Annotated in this window: 12 protein-coding genes; 1 reads left to right on the plus strand and 11 read right to left on the minus strand. The window is 48.7% G+C overall.

All coding sequences use genetic code 11. The features are described from left to right. Positions 1–51: 51 nt before the first annotated feature. The 6 genes from ACFVSO_RS09510 to ACFVSO_RS09535 form a co-directional block, all read right to left on the minus strand. The gene (locus ACFVSO_RS09510; protein ID WP_387472568.1) at positions 52–1,101 is read right to left on the minus strand and encodes a BMP family lipoprotein; all 1,050 of its coding nucleotides are present in this window, start codon (positions 1,099–1,101) and stop codon (positions 52–54) included. 176 nt (positions 1,102–1,277) lie between these two features. After that, positions 1,278–1,724 (minus strand): MarR family winged helix-turn-helix transcriptional regulator, encoded by a 447-nt coding sequence (locus ACFVSO_RS09515; protein ID WP_387472570.1) that lies wholly within the window; start codon positions 1,722–1,724, stop codon positions 1,278–1,280. 144 nt (positions 1,725–1,868) lie between these two features. Next, complete coding sequence (gene ureA / locus ACFVSO_RS09520; protein ID WP_387472572.1) at positions 1,869–2,174, minus strand: urease subunit gamma; 306 nt, start codon at positions 2,172–2,174, stop codon at positions 1,869–1,871. A gap of 174 nt (positions 2,175–2,348) precedes the next feature. Beyond that, the gene (locus ACFVSO_RS09525; RefSeq protein WP_387472874.1) at positions 2,349–3,290 is read right to left on the minus strand and encodes a D-alanyl-D-alanine carboxypeptidase family protein; all 942 of its coding nucleotides are present in this window, start codon (positions 3,288–3,290) and stop codon (positions 2,349–2,351) included. Between the two features lie 188 nt (positions 3,291–3,478). Then, a complete protein-coding gene (locus ACFVSO_RS09530; protein WP_387472574.1) occupies positions 3,479–4,594 on the minus strand; it encodes a sensor histidine kinase in 1,116 nt (371 codons plus the stop codon). Next, entirely contained in the window at positions 4,572–5,282 is a 711-nt protein-coding gene (locus ACFVSO_RS09535) for a response regulator transcription factor (RefSeq protein WP_387472576.1), read from the minus strand. The genes ACFVSO_RS09530 and ACFVSO_RS09535 overlap by 23 nt, the downstream gene beginning before the upstream one ends. Before the next feature lie 256 nt (positions 5,283–5,538). Here ACFVSO_RS09535 and ilvD point away from each other — a divergent pair, with 256 nt between their 5' ends. After that, on the plus strand, positions 5,539–7,224 hold the full coding sequence (ilvD, locus tag ACFVSO_RS09540; protein WP_387472578.1) for a dihydroxy-acid dehydratase: 1,686 nt from the start codon (positions 5,539–5,541) through the stop codon (positions 7,222–7,224). A 69-nt stretch (positions 7,225–7,293) separates the two neighbouring features. Here the strand turns inward: ilvD and ACFVSO_RS09545 are convergent, their stop codons facing one another. The 5 genes from ACFVSO_RS09545 to ACFVSO_RS09565 all read right to left on the minus strand — a co-directional run bounded on the left by ACFVSO_RS09545 (position 7,294) and on the right by ACFVSO_RS09565 (position 17,110). Beyond that, on the minus strand, positions 7,294–8,025 hold the full coding sequence (locus ACFVSO_RS09545) for a glycerophosphodiester phosphodiesterase (RefSeq protein WP_387472580.1): 732 nt from the start codon (positions 8,023–8,025) through the stop codon (positions 7,294–7,296). Between the two features lie 39 nt (positions 8,026–8,064). Further along, positions 8,065–14,250 carry a CehA/McbA family metallohydrolase gene (locus ACFVSO_RS09550; RefSeq protein ID WP_387472582.1) on the minus strand — a complete coding sequence of 2,062 codons (6,186 nt, stop codon included), beginning with the start codon at positions 14,248–14,250 and terminating at the stop codon, positions 8,065–8,067. A gap of 110 nt (positions 14,251–14,360) precedes the next feature. After that, positions 14,361–15,467: an SGNH/GDSL hydrolase family protein gene (locus ACFVSO_RS09555; protein WP_387472584.1), complete on the minus strand. Its 1,107-nt coding sequence runs from the start codon at positions 15,465–15,467 to the stop codon at positions 14,361–14,363. Positions 15,468–15,512: 45 nt separating this feature from the next. Continuing rightward, a complete protein-coding gene (locus ACFVSO_RS09560) occupies positions 15,513–16,277 on the minus strand; it encodes a Cof-type HAD-IIB family hydrolase (RefSeq protein WP_387472586.1) in 765 nt (254 codons plus the stop codon). Beyond that, positions 16,274–17,110, minus strand: a complete 837-nt coding sequence (locus ACFVSO_RS09565; protein ID WP_387472588.1) for a carbohydrate ABC transporter permease — start codon at positions 17,108–17,110, stop codon at positions 16,274–16,276. Before ACFVSO_RS09565 ends, ACFVSO_RS09560 begins: the two co-directional genes overlap by 4 nt. Positions 17,111–17,128 lie beyond the last annotated feature (18 nt).

Consider the following 17,128-nt stretch of genomic DNA (forward strand, 5'->3'; position numbering starts at 1 on the left):
CAAACCGGCTGCGGGTAGCAGCCGGTATCATGGAATATTCAACTAAGGGTATTATTGAGCCAATGGATTAACTACTTCAATTTTACCCGATTTGATGTCTTCCGCAATAGCTTTTACTTTATCTACCGTTTCTTGGCCAATGAACGGGCTCAGCGGAGATTTGCTGTCTTTTGTAACAAAGGTAAGACCGACGCCATCTTCCTTCACGCCATAGTCTGCGGAGCCGAATTCGAATGTTCCTGTTGCAAAAGCTTTAACCGTCTCGTAAGCTACAGCGTCTGTCCCTTTCAACTGGGACAGAACGATATGCTCAGGGTCCAGTTCTGTACGGTCAACGTCCTGGCCGGAGGAATAGAAGCCAAGTTCCTTCGCTGCTTCGAATACGCCAAGGTCGCCTACAGCAGCCATACCAGCGATGAAGTCTGCGCCTTTGGAATGCTGCAGAATGGCCAGCTCTTTGCCCTTCGCGGAATCATCGAATCCGCCAACGTAGTTCACCAGGAATTTCGCGTCCGGATTCGTGTAAGCCAGACCTTGCTTGAAGCCTTCAGTGTACTTGCTCAGAAGCGGAGCGTCGATCGCTACAACTGCGCCAACCGTGTTCGTTTTTGTGGAAAGACCAGCCGTTGCGCCCAGCAGGAACGCTGCTTCATGTTCGCGGAATACAACGCTGCGTACGTTCGGCAGATCAACCACCGTATCGATAATGGCGAACGACTTGTCCGGATTTTCTGGAGCTACTTTATTGAGAGCATCTTCCGCTTGGAAAGTTGCCGTAATGATCAGATCGTAGTTTTCAGCGACCGTTGTACGCAGGTTTTGCTCGAAGCCTGCAGGGTCTGTCGATTCAATGGTCTTTACTTCAACGCCGAACTCTTCGCCCGCGCGCTTGAAGCCTTCATCCATCAATGCGAAGAATGGGTTCACGCCGATTTGCTCCGGCAGTACCAGCGCAATACGCTGCTTTTTGCCTTTATCCGCATCTCCGCCGTTTGCCGGAGTGTTGCCTTCACTGCCTTTATTATTGTTTGTAGAACCGCATGCCGCGAGGACGCCAATCGCAAGAACCAGTGTCAGCAGCAATACCAGATGTTTCTTCATGCCGATCTCCCCTTTTTTGTCCGTGAAATGTGCTAATTCCTATTTATCCTAGTAGTTTTATAGGAATTTGTCAATCCTATTTATTCGACATTTTTCTACTTTATTCTACATTAATAACTCGCAGAAGCAATGTCGCACGGACAAACGTTCAAAAAGTTGTAACATTGATTCCGTTTTCATTCTTCTCTTTCCATATTGCCCTTCATTGTTGAGAACAGGTCAAGCGCTTTCTCCATATCTTCTGTGCTCATGCCGCGGAACAGCTTGATCATGACTTTCTCTCTTACTTTGAGCATCGACTGGACCATCGCCTCGCCGTTTTTGGTCAGCATAAGCATCACTGCCCGGCGGTCTTCCTCGCTGCGCTCCCTCGATACATAGCCAAGCTCGATGAGCCTGTCAGCAATGCCTGTTACGCCACCGCTCGTAATTTGGAGTCCTTCCGCAAGCGCGGAAGCTTTCTGAGGTCCGGATTCCGACAATATAATCAGCATTCTGCCGTGGGTCATGCCAAGAGCATGCTCGTTCTCCCTGTTCCACTCCGCCTGAATCAGCTTCCTAACCTCGCGGAACGATTCGTCTAGCGACTTCATTAACTCCATTCTTTCTTCCATGGAAGTCATATGGGCCGTGTCACTCCCCTCTGGACTTTAGTCCCGATTTCTTGAACACAGTATAGACTTGGACTCGATGTAACGTCAATGTCCGGAAGCAGAATGAAGCCAGCCGGATCTCTATCCGGCTGGCTTCATCTAATGGCCAGGCAGTCAGCCCGTTATCGGGTATGGCACAACCACCAGACGCGTCCCCTCCGGAAAGTCCGCCTCTACCTGGACCTCCCGAAGCATCTCGGCAATGCCGCACATCACTTGATCCTTACGCAGCGTGCTTCGCGCCAGGTCGACAACCTGCGCCACGCTCATGCCTTCGCGGGCACCCTCCATCATCCGGGAAGTGATCAGCGCCACACTTTCCAGGTAATTCAGCTTAACACCGCGCTTTAATCGATGTTTGGCCAGATCGGCTGCTATCGCGTTAAGCAGCAGCTCCTTTTCCCGTTCGGTCAAAGCCACATCCACTCTCCCCTTCCGGAATGTATTCGCTCTTCAATCAGCCAATCATGCCGCAAAAGAAAACGCATTCTTATATGTTATATAATATAACATAAATTATTCCGTTTGAAGAGGGAATCACCAATTTCACGAAGGAAAAATAACATTTTCATCACACAACCCGATCCAATACTATCAAAAACCTAACGCCGTTCTCAGTCCTGACTTCCCTTTCACTTCAAAACCGTATTCGTACAGCTTTATCGTCTCCAAAAATCTGGAATCTATATTGTCTGCTCCCATAATGACAGAGATCAACCGCGTATCATCCTGCTTCACAGTCCCCGTAAAACAATAACCCGCATCCGGCGTATAACCTGTCTTAAGGCCGTCATTGCCGGGATAAGCGAATGGCTTGTCGGCCAGCATCAGATTCGTAGACGCCAGCGTCTGTCTCTGAGTCGATACGTTGACGCTGCCTCGGCTCGTAACCGCAAGCACCTCAGGATACTTCCCGATCAGATGTCCCGCAATGACTGCCGTATCCTTCGCTGTCAGCAGCGTATCGCGTGCACTGGCTGAGCCGTTGTACGGCGCAATATCCGATTTGCTTAATCCAGACGCATTGCCAAATACTGCCCCATGAGATAGCCCGATGCTTGCAGCTTTCTTATTCATCAAGGTCACGAAAGCTTCCTCGGAGCCTGCCAAATGCTCAGCCAACGCTACGGCCGCATCATTGGCCGAATGGATGGTCATCGCGTCGAACAGTTCTCTTACGGTCACCTCTTGACCTTCGATCAGCCCCATTCTGGCGCCAGGCACTGCGGCCGCGTAGCTGCTTGCCCTCGCTATATCGCTCCAGCGGGCTTCGCCTCTTGCTACAGCGTCCAGCACTAATATTTCTGTCATCATCTTCGACATGCTTGCCGGAGGCAGCGGCTTGTTCGCATTTTTCTCAAAAATAACCTCTCCTGTCGTCGCATCGATCAGGATCGCAGATGCTGAGGCCAGTTGCAGCACATCCTTTTTTATAAAGCCGTCTTTCAACCATCCCGCACCTATATATACAATCGCGACTACTGCCGCGACCATCGTCAACCGCATGCCGTATCTAGGCTTTGTCTTTACGATCATCTTCAACAAAAAAATCCCCTTTCGCTCAGTTGTCTATACTGTTCAGTATAGGCAGCCAAGCTTAAGGAGATTGTAACTGTTTCATAAATAAACCTTAAGACCTTCTTAGTTTTATCTATAACCGGGTACTTCAGGAACCCACTATGGCTCCGATCGCGGCTGTAGCCGCTTCACTTTCCATCCTCATCTTACTGCAAGGGCAGAATGACGCGGAAGACCGTACGCTCCGTGTTGCTGTCCGCATCAATGGTGCCGCCGTGCTTCTCCACGATGCTCTTGCATATCGCAAGCCCAAGGCCGGAACCGCCGGACCATCTGGTTCTCGACTTGTCGGCCCGGTAGAAGCGGTCGAAAATATGGGGCAGGTCAATCGCAGAGATCGGCTCGCCATAGTTCACAATAGCGACGGAAACCTTGCCTTCAATTAAAGTAATCCACACATCAATCCGCTTGCCCTCGCGTCCGTATGACATGGCATTCGAGATCAGATTCTCGAATACGCGCGCCAGCTTGCCGGCATCCGCCTTGACCGTAATTTGCTTCTCTTCGCTATGCAGCTGACTAACCATACCCGCTTCCTCCAGCGGCATATGGTACTGCACCAGCAATTGCCCCAGCATCTCGACCAGATTGATCGGCTCCAGCTTGAGCGCAATCGTATCATGCCTCATCCTCGTATATTCGAACAGATCATCAATCAGCTCGTGAAGATGCTGCGACTTCTTATACGCGATCGCAATATAATGGCGCAGCTCCACTTCGTCCCGGTACCGGTCCTGTTCGATAAGGCCCAGATAACCCACTACCGAAGTGAGCGGCGTGCGCAGATCATGCGATACGTTCGTAATCAATTCGTTTTTCGCTTGCTCCGCGCGGCGCTCTTCCTCGAGCGCATGCTGAAGACGATCAGACAACCGATTAACATTGCGGGCAAGCACGCCGAACACGCTTCTTTGACGGACGGCAATCTGATGGTTCATCTCCAGCTGGCCGTCTGCAATCTGGCGGACGGTCTCGTTGATTTTGCCGAAGGCGCTGAATTGCACCCACTGCAGGATAAAGAAGCAGGCGCCGAATAGCAGCACCCATATGAACCAGAGCCCCAGCGCATAGGGTAAACCGTTAACAAAAAATATACCCAGGTCCCGCAGGAACCAAAACGATCGGAAGTTGCTGGACAGGAAGAGCGCTACAACATACAATAGCGCGACCCCCACCAAAGACAGGATGGCAGCAAAGAAAATATTCAGAAACGACCGGAACACAAGCCGGAAGACAACGTTATCCTTCAATTTTGTAGCCAACCCCCCACACAGTGACAATCAGCTTCTCGCCCAGCTCCTTCTCCAGCTTGTCCCGAAGCTTGCTGATGTGCACCATGACCGTATTGTTTGATTCAAAATACTTCTCCTTCCACACCTGCTGGAAGATATCCTCAGCGCTGAACACCCGCCCCGGCTGGCTGGCCAGCAGATGCAGAATGCCGAACTCTGTCGACGTGAGGTGCAGCGGCCTGCCGTCTACGTTGGCGGAATGGCTCAGCTTGTCAATACGCAGTGCGCCTAGCCGCAGCTCCTTGCTCTCACTCTCGCGGCTCCCGGCGGCGGAATCAGTAGGCTTGCTGTACTGATAAGACCGCCGCAGCAGCGAGCGTACGCGGGCGATCAGCTCCAGCGGATTAAACGGCTTCGTAATATAGTCGTCCGCTCCCGTCATCAGGCCCATGATTTTATCCATATCGCCAGTCTTCGCGCTAACCATCAGAATCGGCACATGATGATCCTTGCGAATTCGGCGGCATACTTCCAGCCCGTCCAGCTTCGGCATCATAATATCGAGAATGACAAGATCGGCAGCTTCCCGCTCGAACGCTTCTATCGCCTGCTCGCCGTCGAATGCAACCTCTGTCTGGAATCCTTCGTTTCTCAAATAAATTTCGATCAGTTCGGCGATTTCACGCTCATCGTCCACGATCAATACGCGACGCTCCACACCATTCATCCTCCTTGTTTTTGTTGATTCTACTATACATGAACCAAAGTCGAAACGTAATCTGGAAAGCTGTATTTTCACAAAGCTTAAGTCATTCTTAAGGATTAATTAATGAAGCGGCCGGATATTGGCAGTGGTTCCCTTTATATAGCCAACAGTTGTCCGTTATGATAAAATTATGAGTATTCATTATTTTAGGTCATAAGCGCCGGGGCGCAAGCAGCGCTCTGGCTATTTTTAAGGAGGTTCTACATTAATGGCGGCCAAAAGAATGCGTTCTGACATGATCAAAAAAGGCTTCGACCGCGCGCCTCACCGCAGCTTGCTGCGTGCTGCGGGCGTGAAAGATGAAGACTTCGGCAAACCGTTTATCGCGGTATGCAACTCTTATATCGACATCGTACCAGGCCACGTTCACTTGCAGGAATTCGGCAAACTGGTCAAAGAAGCAATCCGCGAGGCGGGCGGCGTACCGTTCGAGTTCAATACCATCGGCGTAGACGACGGCATTGCCATGGGCCATATCGGCATGCGTTATTCCCTTGCCAGCCGTGAGATTATTGCGGACTCCGTAGAGACAGTTGTGAACGCGCACTGGTTCGACGGCATGATCTGTATTCCGAACTGTGACAAAATTACACCGGGTATGATTCTGGGCGCACTTCGCGTTAACATTCCGACAATGCTAGTCAGCGGCGGACCGATGAAAGCCGGCAAAACATCCGACGGACGTCCGATCTCCCTCTCCAGCGTATTCGAGGGCGTAGGCGCGCACCAAGCAGGCAAGATCAGCGACGACCAGCTGCTTGAGCTTGAGCAATACGGCTGTCCGACTTGCGGCTCCTGCTCCGGCATGTTCACAGCCAACTCCATGAACTGCCTTGCGGAAGCGCTTGGCCTTGCTCTTCCGGGCAACGGTACGATTCTGGCGGTTGCGCCTGAGCGCAAAGAGTTTGTTAAAGAAGCTGCTCGCCAGCTGATGAAGCTGATCGATCTTAACCTGAAGCCGCGCGATATCGTAACCAAAGAAGCGATCGACAATGCTTTCGCTGTCGATATGGCGATGGGCGGTTCCACGAACACCGTGCTTCATACACTTGCCATCGCTCATGAAGCAGGTATTGAATACCCAATCGAACGCATTAACGAAGTTGCTGAGCGTGTGCCGCATCTGGCTAAGATCGCTCCGGCATCCGATTATCATATCGAAGACGTTCACAATGCGGGCGGCGTAAGCGCCGTATTGAATGAGCTCTTTAAGAAGGAAGGCGCGCTTCACGGCGATACCATGACCGTGACGGGCAAGACGCTGCGCGAGAATGCTGAAGGTTGCGAAGTGAAGGATAACGATGTGATTCGTTCCATCGACAACCCGCATACCGAGCGCGGAGGTCTAGCTGTCCTGTTCGGCAACCTTGCACCGAATGGCGCCATCATCAAGACAGGCGCAGTCGACAAGTCGGTTGGCGGCTACCACAAAGGTCCTGCTATTTGCTTCGATTCGCAGGATGATGCGCTCGCTGGCATCGCTGGCGGCAAGATCAAAGAAGGTCATGTCGTTATTATCCGTTACGAAGGACCAAAAGGCGGCCCAGGCATGCCTGAGATGCTTGCTCCAACATCCCAAATCGTCGGCATGGGTCTTGGCGCCAAAGTCGCTCTCATCACGGATGGACGCTTCTCAGGCGCATCCCGTGGTATTAGTATCGGCCATGCTTCCCCGGAAGCGGCTGAAGGCGGACCGATCGCATTCGTTCGCGATGGCGATATCGTTGAGATCGACATGAACAACCGCACGATGAACCTGTTGATCAGCGATGAGGAGTTCGAAGAGCGCCGCGCCGCATGGCCGGGCTTCGAGCTGAAGATCAAACGCGGCTACCTTGCACGTTATGCTCATCTTGTTACATCCGCCAGCACTGGCGGCGTTATGAAGATGTAAGTAGGATGTCCGCAGATAAGTTCTCACAACAAAAGAAGGGCCCGTAGAGGGCCCTTTCTTTTATTTCATTTATTTATCCAATATCGTGCTTAATAAACTCGGCTTATTGGTAATAATGCCTGCTACGCCCAAATCTATAAGTTTTCTCAAATCTGCTTCTCCATCCACCGTCCATGGATAGACGGCTTTGCTGGCAGCATTAGCGGTCTCCATATAGGATGCGGTGACGAACGGGTAATGCGGATGCAATGAAAATACTTCAACGCCCGATTCCTCTTCGAATGTTTTGCAGTCTGCAATCTCTTCATGATAAAGCAAACCAATACGAAGGTCAGGCAATTGTTTTTTCAGCTCAATCAAGCAGCCATAATGAAACGATGATACGACTGTACTTCCGATACGATCCGTTTTTCTTAATACATCAACTAAGCAGCCTACCATACCTGGCGTTTCTGCGGCTTTTACTTCCACATTAAACTGGACATGGGCAGGCACCTTCGTCAACACTTCTTCAAGCAGAGGAACATATTCTCCAGCATATTGATCGCTAAACCACTTGCCGCAATCAAAACCTTTAATATCCTTGTAATTAAGATTAGCGATGTCGCCTATACCGTTAGTCGTGCGATCTAATGTGTGGTCATGAATAACAATGACCTGCTTATCCTTCGTAAGATGAACGTCCAGCTCGATCATATCGCATCCCTGCCTAACACCTAGCATAAATGCTGCTAAAGAATTTTCGGGTGCCTCCGCCGAAGCACCGCGATGCGCAATTACAAGTGGCTTTGCTGCTTTCATTTTGTTTCCTCCATTATGAATAGAAATAACGGTGCATCGCTACGGCGTAAAAGGAATCCCGCCCGCTGCGTTAATTCTCACCTTATAGCTTGCTGTTTTTCCTTGATAAGAAGCGGTGATCGTGACTGCACCTGGACGATGAGCGGTTACTACACCAGATTCAGATACAGATGCTGTCTGCGGCTTGCTGCTTGTATACATGGCGCCATCGCTTATCGTTTCCCTCGTTCCATCCTCATAGATGGCAGTAAGGAGCAAACTTAATGTAGAATGGGCCTGCATACGCGGATCCAATCCGCTAAGCTCCAAGCGAATCAGCTCCTTGTCGGGCTCATCTTGTTTAACAACGATTAGCTCATAGGATGAAATCAAACCTTCATACTCTGCCGTGATGAGTACGGTTCCTTCCGACTTCGCTGTGACAATACCGCTAGCGCTGATCTCCGCTATAGTTGGATCACTGCTTGTATAGGCAACATTAGTCTCCACTATTTCACGGCTTCCATCGCTGTACACAGCGGCAGTCATCGTCTGGTCATTCTCTCCAACGACCAGTGTAAGCAGCCCTTCGAGCTCAAGCTCAATCAGGCTAATTGGCTCTTCTTCGTTGCCCTCTGATACGGATTGTAAAACAGGACGTTTGGCTATATTATCCCATCTCCAAATCTCGTTAAAGTCCCACCCTAACCGTTCTGCATAGGTCGACGGAGTCTCTATCTCAGTTCCAGATAGGCCTAAGCCTTTAAGGGTTGTTAATGCTCCTTCAGCAACACCTTCCTTATTCACAATCATACCGTCAAATGCATAATTATTTTCGAGCGTGGCGGTATGCCCCGCAAGAACCCGTCCCATCACACGGTTCGCCATAGTTGGCGCCGTAACCGAAGGGCCGAGGGCAATGACATTTCTGACGACCGTATCATTATAGCCGTAGCCAGTCACTCCGCCCGCATTGCTCGTGATCGCCCGCACAGTTCCAGACGCAAACACGTTTTCCGTTAAGCTGCCCGCGTTCGTAATTCCGATTAGTCCGCCGGCCTGGCTGACCTGAGCGGTTACATCTGCGGTAGAATAGCTGTTTCTTACGATACCATTGGAATAGCCAACTAATCCTCCGACTGTGCTGGAGCCTGTAATGGAGCCAGTTGAAAGGCTATTCTCTAGCTCGCCATTATTCGTGTTGACGAGTATGCCTATTCTGCTCCCGCCAGTGACGCTGGCATCTATTATAGCGATATTTTTAATCACTCCGCTATTGAGATGGAATAAGCCGCCGCTCAAAGAATTAAAGTTAATTATTTTCTTCCCGTCTCCATCGAAAACACCGGTGAACGCAACCACTTTAAATAGTGACTCCGCCGTATGTCCAGCGTAATCCAGATCCTGATCTAACATATATTTTTCTGCCGGGAAGTCTTCCATCACGTTCAGATCAGCAATGGATTTGATTTTGTAATAACCCGCTTCATTTCTTTCCAATGGCACGGCAGGCTCTCCTGCCTCTTCAGGATTACTGCTCAATACCGGACGCTTAAATGTATCATTCCACATCCACACCGACTCAAAATCCCAATTTAGTTTATCGGTATACGTATTGGGATCTTCAACCTGCTGTTGGGATAGCCCTAAACCTTTTCTGTTATTAGCAGCGCTAATACTTTCGCCTTCTTTATCCACAATCATGCCATCGAACGCATAATTATTCTCAAGCGTTGCGGTATGCCCCGCAAGAACGCGACCCACCACACGGTTCGCCATAGTTGGCGTCACGACTGAAGGATTAAGAGCAATAACATTTTTAACAACCGTATCATTATAGCCGTAGCCTGTTACCCCGCCTGCATTGCTTCTAAGCGCCTGGACGTCTCCCGATGCATACACGTTTTCCGTTAAACTGCCCGAGTTCGTAATGCCGATCAAACCGCCGGCCTGGTTCAGCTGAGCCGTTACATTTGCCGTAGAATAGCTGTTTCTCACGATGCCATTGGAATAGCCCACAAGACCGCCCACCGTGCTGGAGCCTTCGATTGAGCCCGTTACATAACTATTCTCTACCTTTCCATTGTTCGTATTAACGAGTATGCCTATATTACTCCCGCCTGTGACACTCGCATCTACCAAAGCTATGTTTTTAATCGTTCCGCCATTCAGATGGAATAAGCCGCCATTTTCTGAGTTGAGATGGGTCAAAGATTTATGATTCCCATCAAATACGCCATGGAAAGGCATCCCCCTGAATAAAGGCTCAAAAAGCTTCCCTTCAAAATCAAGATCGTTTTCCACTATATAATTTTCATTCGGAAATTCTGAAATGGTGTTCAATTCATTAATCGAACGAATCATGTAGTACCCGTCTTCGTTTTGATCAAGCTTCGGCTTTGGATTATGATCTTCGTTAATGGGTTCCAAATTGCTTTGCAGCAATGGACGTTTCGCATCTTCATTCCAGACCCAGATCGAATCAAAGTCCCAACCGAGAGTTTCTGTGAAAAAGGATGACTTCGTGAATGCGTCTGTACCAACACCCTGTCCCTTTTCATTGTTCGGATCATTCACTGTCACATTCTCACTGCTGACAAACATATTTTCATCCGCGTAATTATTTACTAAAGTGGCTGTATCGCCGGCTAATACTCTGCCGACAATTCGATTAGATGCAGTACCTGTAACAATAGACGGGTTTAATGCCATACTATTTTGAATGACGGTATTGTTATATCCATATCCGCTGATGCCGCCCGCATTTGATTCGTCTGCTATAACGGCTCCCATTGCATAGACCTGATCTGTTACGCTGCCCCGATTTGTAATCCCAATAATGCCGCCGGCTTGCTTGCCTCGCGCATGGACTCGAGCCGTTGAATAACTGTTTTTAACGGTACCGTTCAAGTAGCCCACAAGACCGCCAACCGTAGAGTTGCCTTTAATGGACCCGGTACTGTAGACGTATTCCACGATTCCATCATTCTGATCAACCAGAATCCCGACATTACTCCGGCGGACATCAATATCAGCATGGATGATACCCACATTTCGAATGATCCCTTCATTAATGGCAAAGAGGCCCGCTCCGCCTGAGGAGACAATAACGCCTGTAATCGTATGCCCTTGCCCATCAAACGTCCCCGTAAATGGGGTTTCATTGGCGCCAATGGCTTCGAAAAACACGCCTTTCCCATCAATATCCCGTTCTAAAACATAGTGTTTGTCCGGGAACTCATGCATTTTATAAAGTCCCTCTACACTTTTAATTTGATACGGGTTGTCTTCCGATCCATCCCCCAGCATTCCCTCTTTCACTAGTAAAGGGTCCGTTAACGGCTCTCTGTCGATCGGGTTATTAACTAATCTTATAATGATCATATGTTCATCCCCAAACGCAAGCGGGCTGTTAAGTAAGATGATCTGCTCACGTCCGAGATGTTCCAGCATCACTTCTTGAATAACCGTTTCTATCAGCTGTTCACCCGTATGATCACGCTTTTCAGCGATAACCGTAACTCGCTCAAGCGAGTTGGGGTAATTTAAAACCCCCACGCCCTTCAAGACGTTATTTTCTACAATCGCGCTTGTTAGGTTCATATAGTTTTCAGGTTGCTGAATCGTAAATGTATCTATTTCAACACCGTCGCTGTTGTAAGCTTTTAAAGTGAGAGAATGTTCGTTTGATTCTAAAATAACACCCGTCTGCTTATGTTCATCATAAACGATATGATCCCAGTCAAAGGTTTTGTTATCATAGAACGTTGGACCTGATGAACCAACGGTCACAAAAGTTGTTCCAAGGTTCATCGCTGCTTCCGATAGATCCTTTACACCGTTCCGTATGGTTGTCCGTTTATACACATGATCATGACCGCCAATATACAAAATGACGCCAAGCCTTTCAAAAGCCTGAGACAATTTCACTCTCATGATGTTCATCCCGGTCTCATCGCCAGATTGACCGCCATAATAAGGATAATGTCCCATTACGATTTTCCACTTTTTATCTGTTGCCCGCATATCCTTTTCCAGCCATGACAGCTGCTTCTCGAAATCCAGCACAGAATTCAGAACAGCAATGTGCATATCGCCGTAATCAAACGAATAATTCGTTTCCCGATAGCTGCCCTCACCGTTTTTCGGCAGGTTGAAGAACCCGGAGAATGCCCCGAATTTCCGTTCCGTCACACGTTCACGGTCCCCGGCAACATGAGCAGAAATTAGACCCAAATCGTTGTTGTAAATGTTGTTAAACACATCATCCCAAGCATACATATTGCCGCCAAGATCAACCAAGTCTCCGACTTGAATCACAGTTTGTCCGTTTGTATTTTTCTCCTGCAGAACGTCCAGCATATCTTTAAAGAGCCGGAAGCTTTCCGGATTTCGATCCGGAACTTCAAGATCCCCCATCACATACATAACGGCATCCCCTGAAGCTGATGCGGTCCTAAAGCTATAACTGCCGCTCCATGGCCCAGTCGGTGAAATACCATACCGATAGTCATACTTAGTCCCTAAGTCGAGATCGGTTAAATTCGCTTCATGGGCTGCAAGCACACGATAGTTACTCTTGGCAAATGTATCGCCATAGGCCACCTGAAAATAAGAGAGTTCCGCTTGTGTCACTTCAGCATGGTCCCACAATGCCTCTGACTCAGGTTTATACTGAATATAGGCTGTTTCTAATGCCTTATCGGTCACGACATTTATTCCGACTGCACGTTCATTTGCGCCTGTATTAACAATGGGTTGAAATTCATTTAAGACTTTATCGGCATCCAGATTTTGTTGATCAACAAGCAGCCGGATAAGCTCAACGCGCGTATTTCCTTGATTGTCTGTTGCGACATACTTAATGAAATATTCGCCATACATCTCTACCTTGAAATGCCCATCTGCGACGGCTGCTTCCCCCTGATCATTTAAAATGATTGCTTCCACCGGTATAGATTGCCCGCCATTATCTGTGGCCGAAGCGTCCAGCACTTCTACTAGATCCCCAAGCTCAACGGTATCCGGATATTGTCCATGGACCGTAATTTCAGGCGCATGCACCGTGCCTCTCGTTACATCACCAATCCATATTGGAGCACTAACAGCTTCTTCACCGTCTTGTTGGAAAGCTCTAACGATAAAATAATCCCCGTCTGCGCTTGCAAAGGTTTCTTCGATTTCAAATGAATGGCTGGCAATATTGCTGTACTCCTTGACTACTTCAGAGCTGTTTTTGTACACAACGACTTTATCCAACTGATCGTTGGCATCAGGATCAATAATCCGCACATTTAGATCAATTTCATGGGTATCAGCTGGAAGGATCGCCCCCATCATCTGACCGTTTGCCGAAACCGCCATTTCTAAATTTCGATCAAATGATACATAGGTGCGGTGATTGCGCATCGCCTCATATAGACCTTCTCTTGATAGATGATCTCCCCATATCCCGGTTACATGAGGTTGAACCATTCCCCAATTTCCTTTGTGCTCGTCTCCGCCAAATACAGGAGACACATGCCAGCCTCGATCTAATGCCTTGGTATAGATGGCAAAATCATTGGAGGATTTGTATTCGATCATATTCAGATTTCTGTCCGCATCTCGGTTATAGTGTTTAAATTCATTGAAACTCCAATTTCCTGACGAACGCGGATGGTTGAATTGAGCAATCGCATGGGGATCTTGGGCAAGTCTTGCGTAAAAGGTGGGCAGATCGTATTTGATGTCGCTCCAGCCCCACGTGCCATCCGCACCTAATCCATGTGTTCTTGGGAACCATGCTGTATTAAATAAGTTGATATGACCCGCTTCATCGTACCAGGTCACTTCCGTACCTGGCAGCGTAATAAATTCATCCTCACGATTGTGAGCATCGGATTGCTCATGCAGCAATTTGTATTCTTCTGAATAAGAGTCTTGCACATTCGTAATAAAATCACTGCCCGTACTGATGTCATAAGTCACGTCGTGTTCCGTCACAGCATAAAAATCAAAATCTGTATTAGCTTTCACAAAACGGTATGCATCATCAGGCAACAATATCCCATCACTGAGAGAGGTATGGGTATGCATGTGACCCTTGAACAATGAATATCCTAAGTACGCCTCTCTATCTTTTTTAGAGACACCATCAGCTTTCTCCGAAGATGCGAATACCATTATGCCGTAACATAGACTAGCAACTCCAGCAATTAAGCAGACCATTACGATTAAAGGCAGGTTTCTACTATTGGATTTCATTAAGATCCTCTCCTTTGTCGTCTTAACATGTATTACAGGTGTCTGATAGACAAACAGCCCTTAAACTAAAACATGCAGTCTGAAGGCTGTTCCTATCATCTATCGGTTAATCACAGTCGCAAGAATGGCTTAATAATAGGTGCAAGCGATTGTGCCATGCGCAAAAACCCGAGGTCAGTCGGATGTGTTCCGTCAACCGTACAATCATTGACGAAATCATCGCCTAGCAGCTTCAAGCCGTCAACGAAATGGATATTGCGGTCTCCTTCTATCCGCCTCTGTTCCACATTCTCGATCTGAATCAGCCTGCGACGATCATTAAGCTCCCTTCTCTTCCTATAGAACTGGTCTTCGGCCGTGCTAATCCTGGAGACGACTAATATTGGAACTACGGGATGCCGCTCTCTCAATATTTGAATAAATGCAGGCAGCGTTCGTGCGATGTTATCGGCATCGCCCGTATTCCCCTCATAATCAAGAATGAAAAGCGCCGGATCATCGATTTCCGACATGATATGCGCGAGCTCCGGCTCGCCCTTTCCATTGCCTGAGAAGCCAAGATTGACGAACTCCACCGGAATCATCCGGCTGAGAATATTCGTATAAGCCATACCCGGCCGGGAGGCGCATCCCCCTTGCGTAATTGAAGTTCCATATATAATAACGGGTCTGCTGCTTGCATAGGCAGGCGCTTCGCTTATGACAGCGTCCTGATCTACACCGATCCACACCTCTTCCACTCCTTGGTAGAGCGGCAAGTTTAAGGTGACGGCCACTTCCTTTTTTGTATCCCACTGATAAAGCTGTGATTCATATTCACTTGCCGTTGGCTTGAATTTAGCCGTGGTGATAAAGCTCTGCTCGCCCGGCTCGCCAAGGTAGCAGTCAATCCCGCACTGTCCTGTAGGAGCCATATGATACATATTGGCCGGTCCGGCAAGACGCACCCTTATGACCAGCCTCGAAGAATTGGTGCGAAAGCGAATTTGCCCGCCTGCCGTACAATAAGCAAGCGTATCAACCGCAGGCGGCAAGACAGCCCCGGAAGCGAGGGGCAAGCGTCTGAATAGCCCGTCCTGCGCAAGCCAAGGGAAGCCCGCGATGTGAAAGGGGGCCTCAAGCGGAGAATGCCATTTCAACTGTTCTCCATTTATGGTCTCCCGGTATATCGTTTCGCCCAATTGATCTAAATTTATCTCTTTCGATGGAACGTTCATCTATGACTACTCCCCTCTATCTCTACATGCATACACTTGCTGCGTTTACTCGATCTGGAATACATGCTTCCGAATCGCCTCAGCAACGCCGTCCTCATTGTTAGAAGCCGTGATCACGTCCGCTATGGATTGAATATGCTCTTCTCCGTTGGCCATCGCCACACCGAGACCTGCCGCCTTCAGCAGCTTCGCGTCATTATGGCTGTCTCCTATAGCGATGACATCGGACATAGACAAGCCCAGCAGCTGACAAACCTGGCGCACTCCGCTTTCCTTTGAAATGCCTTGCACTGAAATCTCCATATTGACAGGGGCAGAGTGTGTAATCTCGAGTGTCCCCCAACTGAGCAGCTCTTCCTTTATTCCCGCAAGCTTCTCTTGGTCGTGGCTGCCGATGCCGAATTTCATCCAATCCCGCTCGAACATCTCCGGCGTCCAGTCCGCGGCGCCTGTCAGACTTTCTACACTGTAGCCCCAATACCATTCACCCCGTTCAGCAGCAATCGCGTGAATGCGGCGAATCGTGTCCCGAGGAATAAAGACGCGTTTATTAAGCCTGTCCGGCCCTTCCCAAATCTCTGCGCCATTGAGTAGCACCATTGGGGAATCGAGACCGAGCTCATCCCAGAACCCCTTCGCATTTTGCAAGCCTCTTCCGGTAGAAAATATGACGGTAACTCCGTTGTCTACGGCATATTGAATCCACTTTTTCGTCTCTTCCGTAATTTGCTCCCGGTCTGTCAGGAGAGTCCCGTCCAGATCCAATGCCATCAGCTTATACTTCGCTTCTACCTGATGCATGACATTCATCCCTTCACCCCGCCCATTGTCGCGCCTTCCATAAGAAGTTTTTGGAATAGGATATAAATAATAATGGACGGTACCATCGCAATGGTTACCCCGGCAAACAAAGTTACCCAGTCCGCAGTAAACTCCATTTGCTTGTTCGCAGAATACATTTGCACCGCAATGGGATATTTCTTGGGATCGCTCAAATAGATAAAAGGCGCCAAGAAATTGTTATAGAATCCCAGGAACTTGAATACGCCAACGGTTACAATTCCCGGTGTAGACAAAGGCACAATAACGCGCCAGAACTTTTGGAATAAGGTGGCGCCATCCATCGTTGCGCTCTCCTCAAGCTCCACTGGCAGAGAGCTCATGAATCCTCCGAGCAGCATAAGGTAGAACACGCTTTCCCCCAGACTGGACAGGAGAATTAATCCGGTCAAGCTATTGGTCAAACTCAACTCCCGCATAATGACATACTGGGGTACAAGCGCATTGATGCCCGGCAGGAACAGAGACAACATAATCAAGCCCCATATCAGTTTTCTTCCTTTGAATTTCATTCGAGTAAGCGCATAGGCGTTAATAGTCGTAAAGAATAGACCAAGCACCAGACTTCCTCCAACATAATATAGGGTATTTAAGAGTGATTGCCCAAAACCGTATTGATTCCAGGCCTTGGAATAATTCTGCCATCGCAGTTCCGAAGGCAGCGCCCATATATCTTTAAAAAACTCAGGATTGCTTTTTAACGATTCGTAAATAACCCAGACTAAAGGAAATAATATGGTCAGCGCCCAGACATAAAGCACCACACGCCACACAATGTCCATTAACGTTCGTTTTTCCTTCAAACAGATCCCTCCGAACCT

Origin of the sequence: Paenibacillus sp. NPDC057967, assembly GCF_042887015.1 — a bacterium.
Taxonomy (GTDB): Bacteria; Bacillota; Bacilli; order Paenibacillales; family Paenibacillaceae; genus Pristimantibacillus.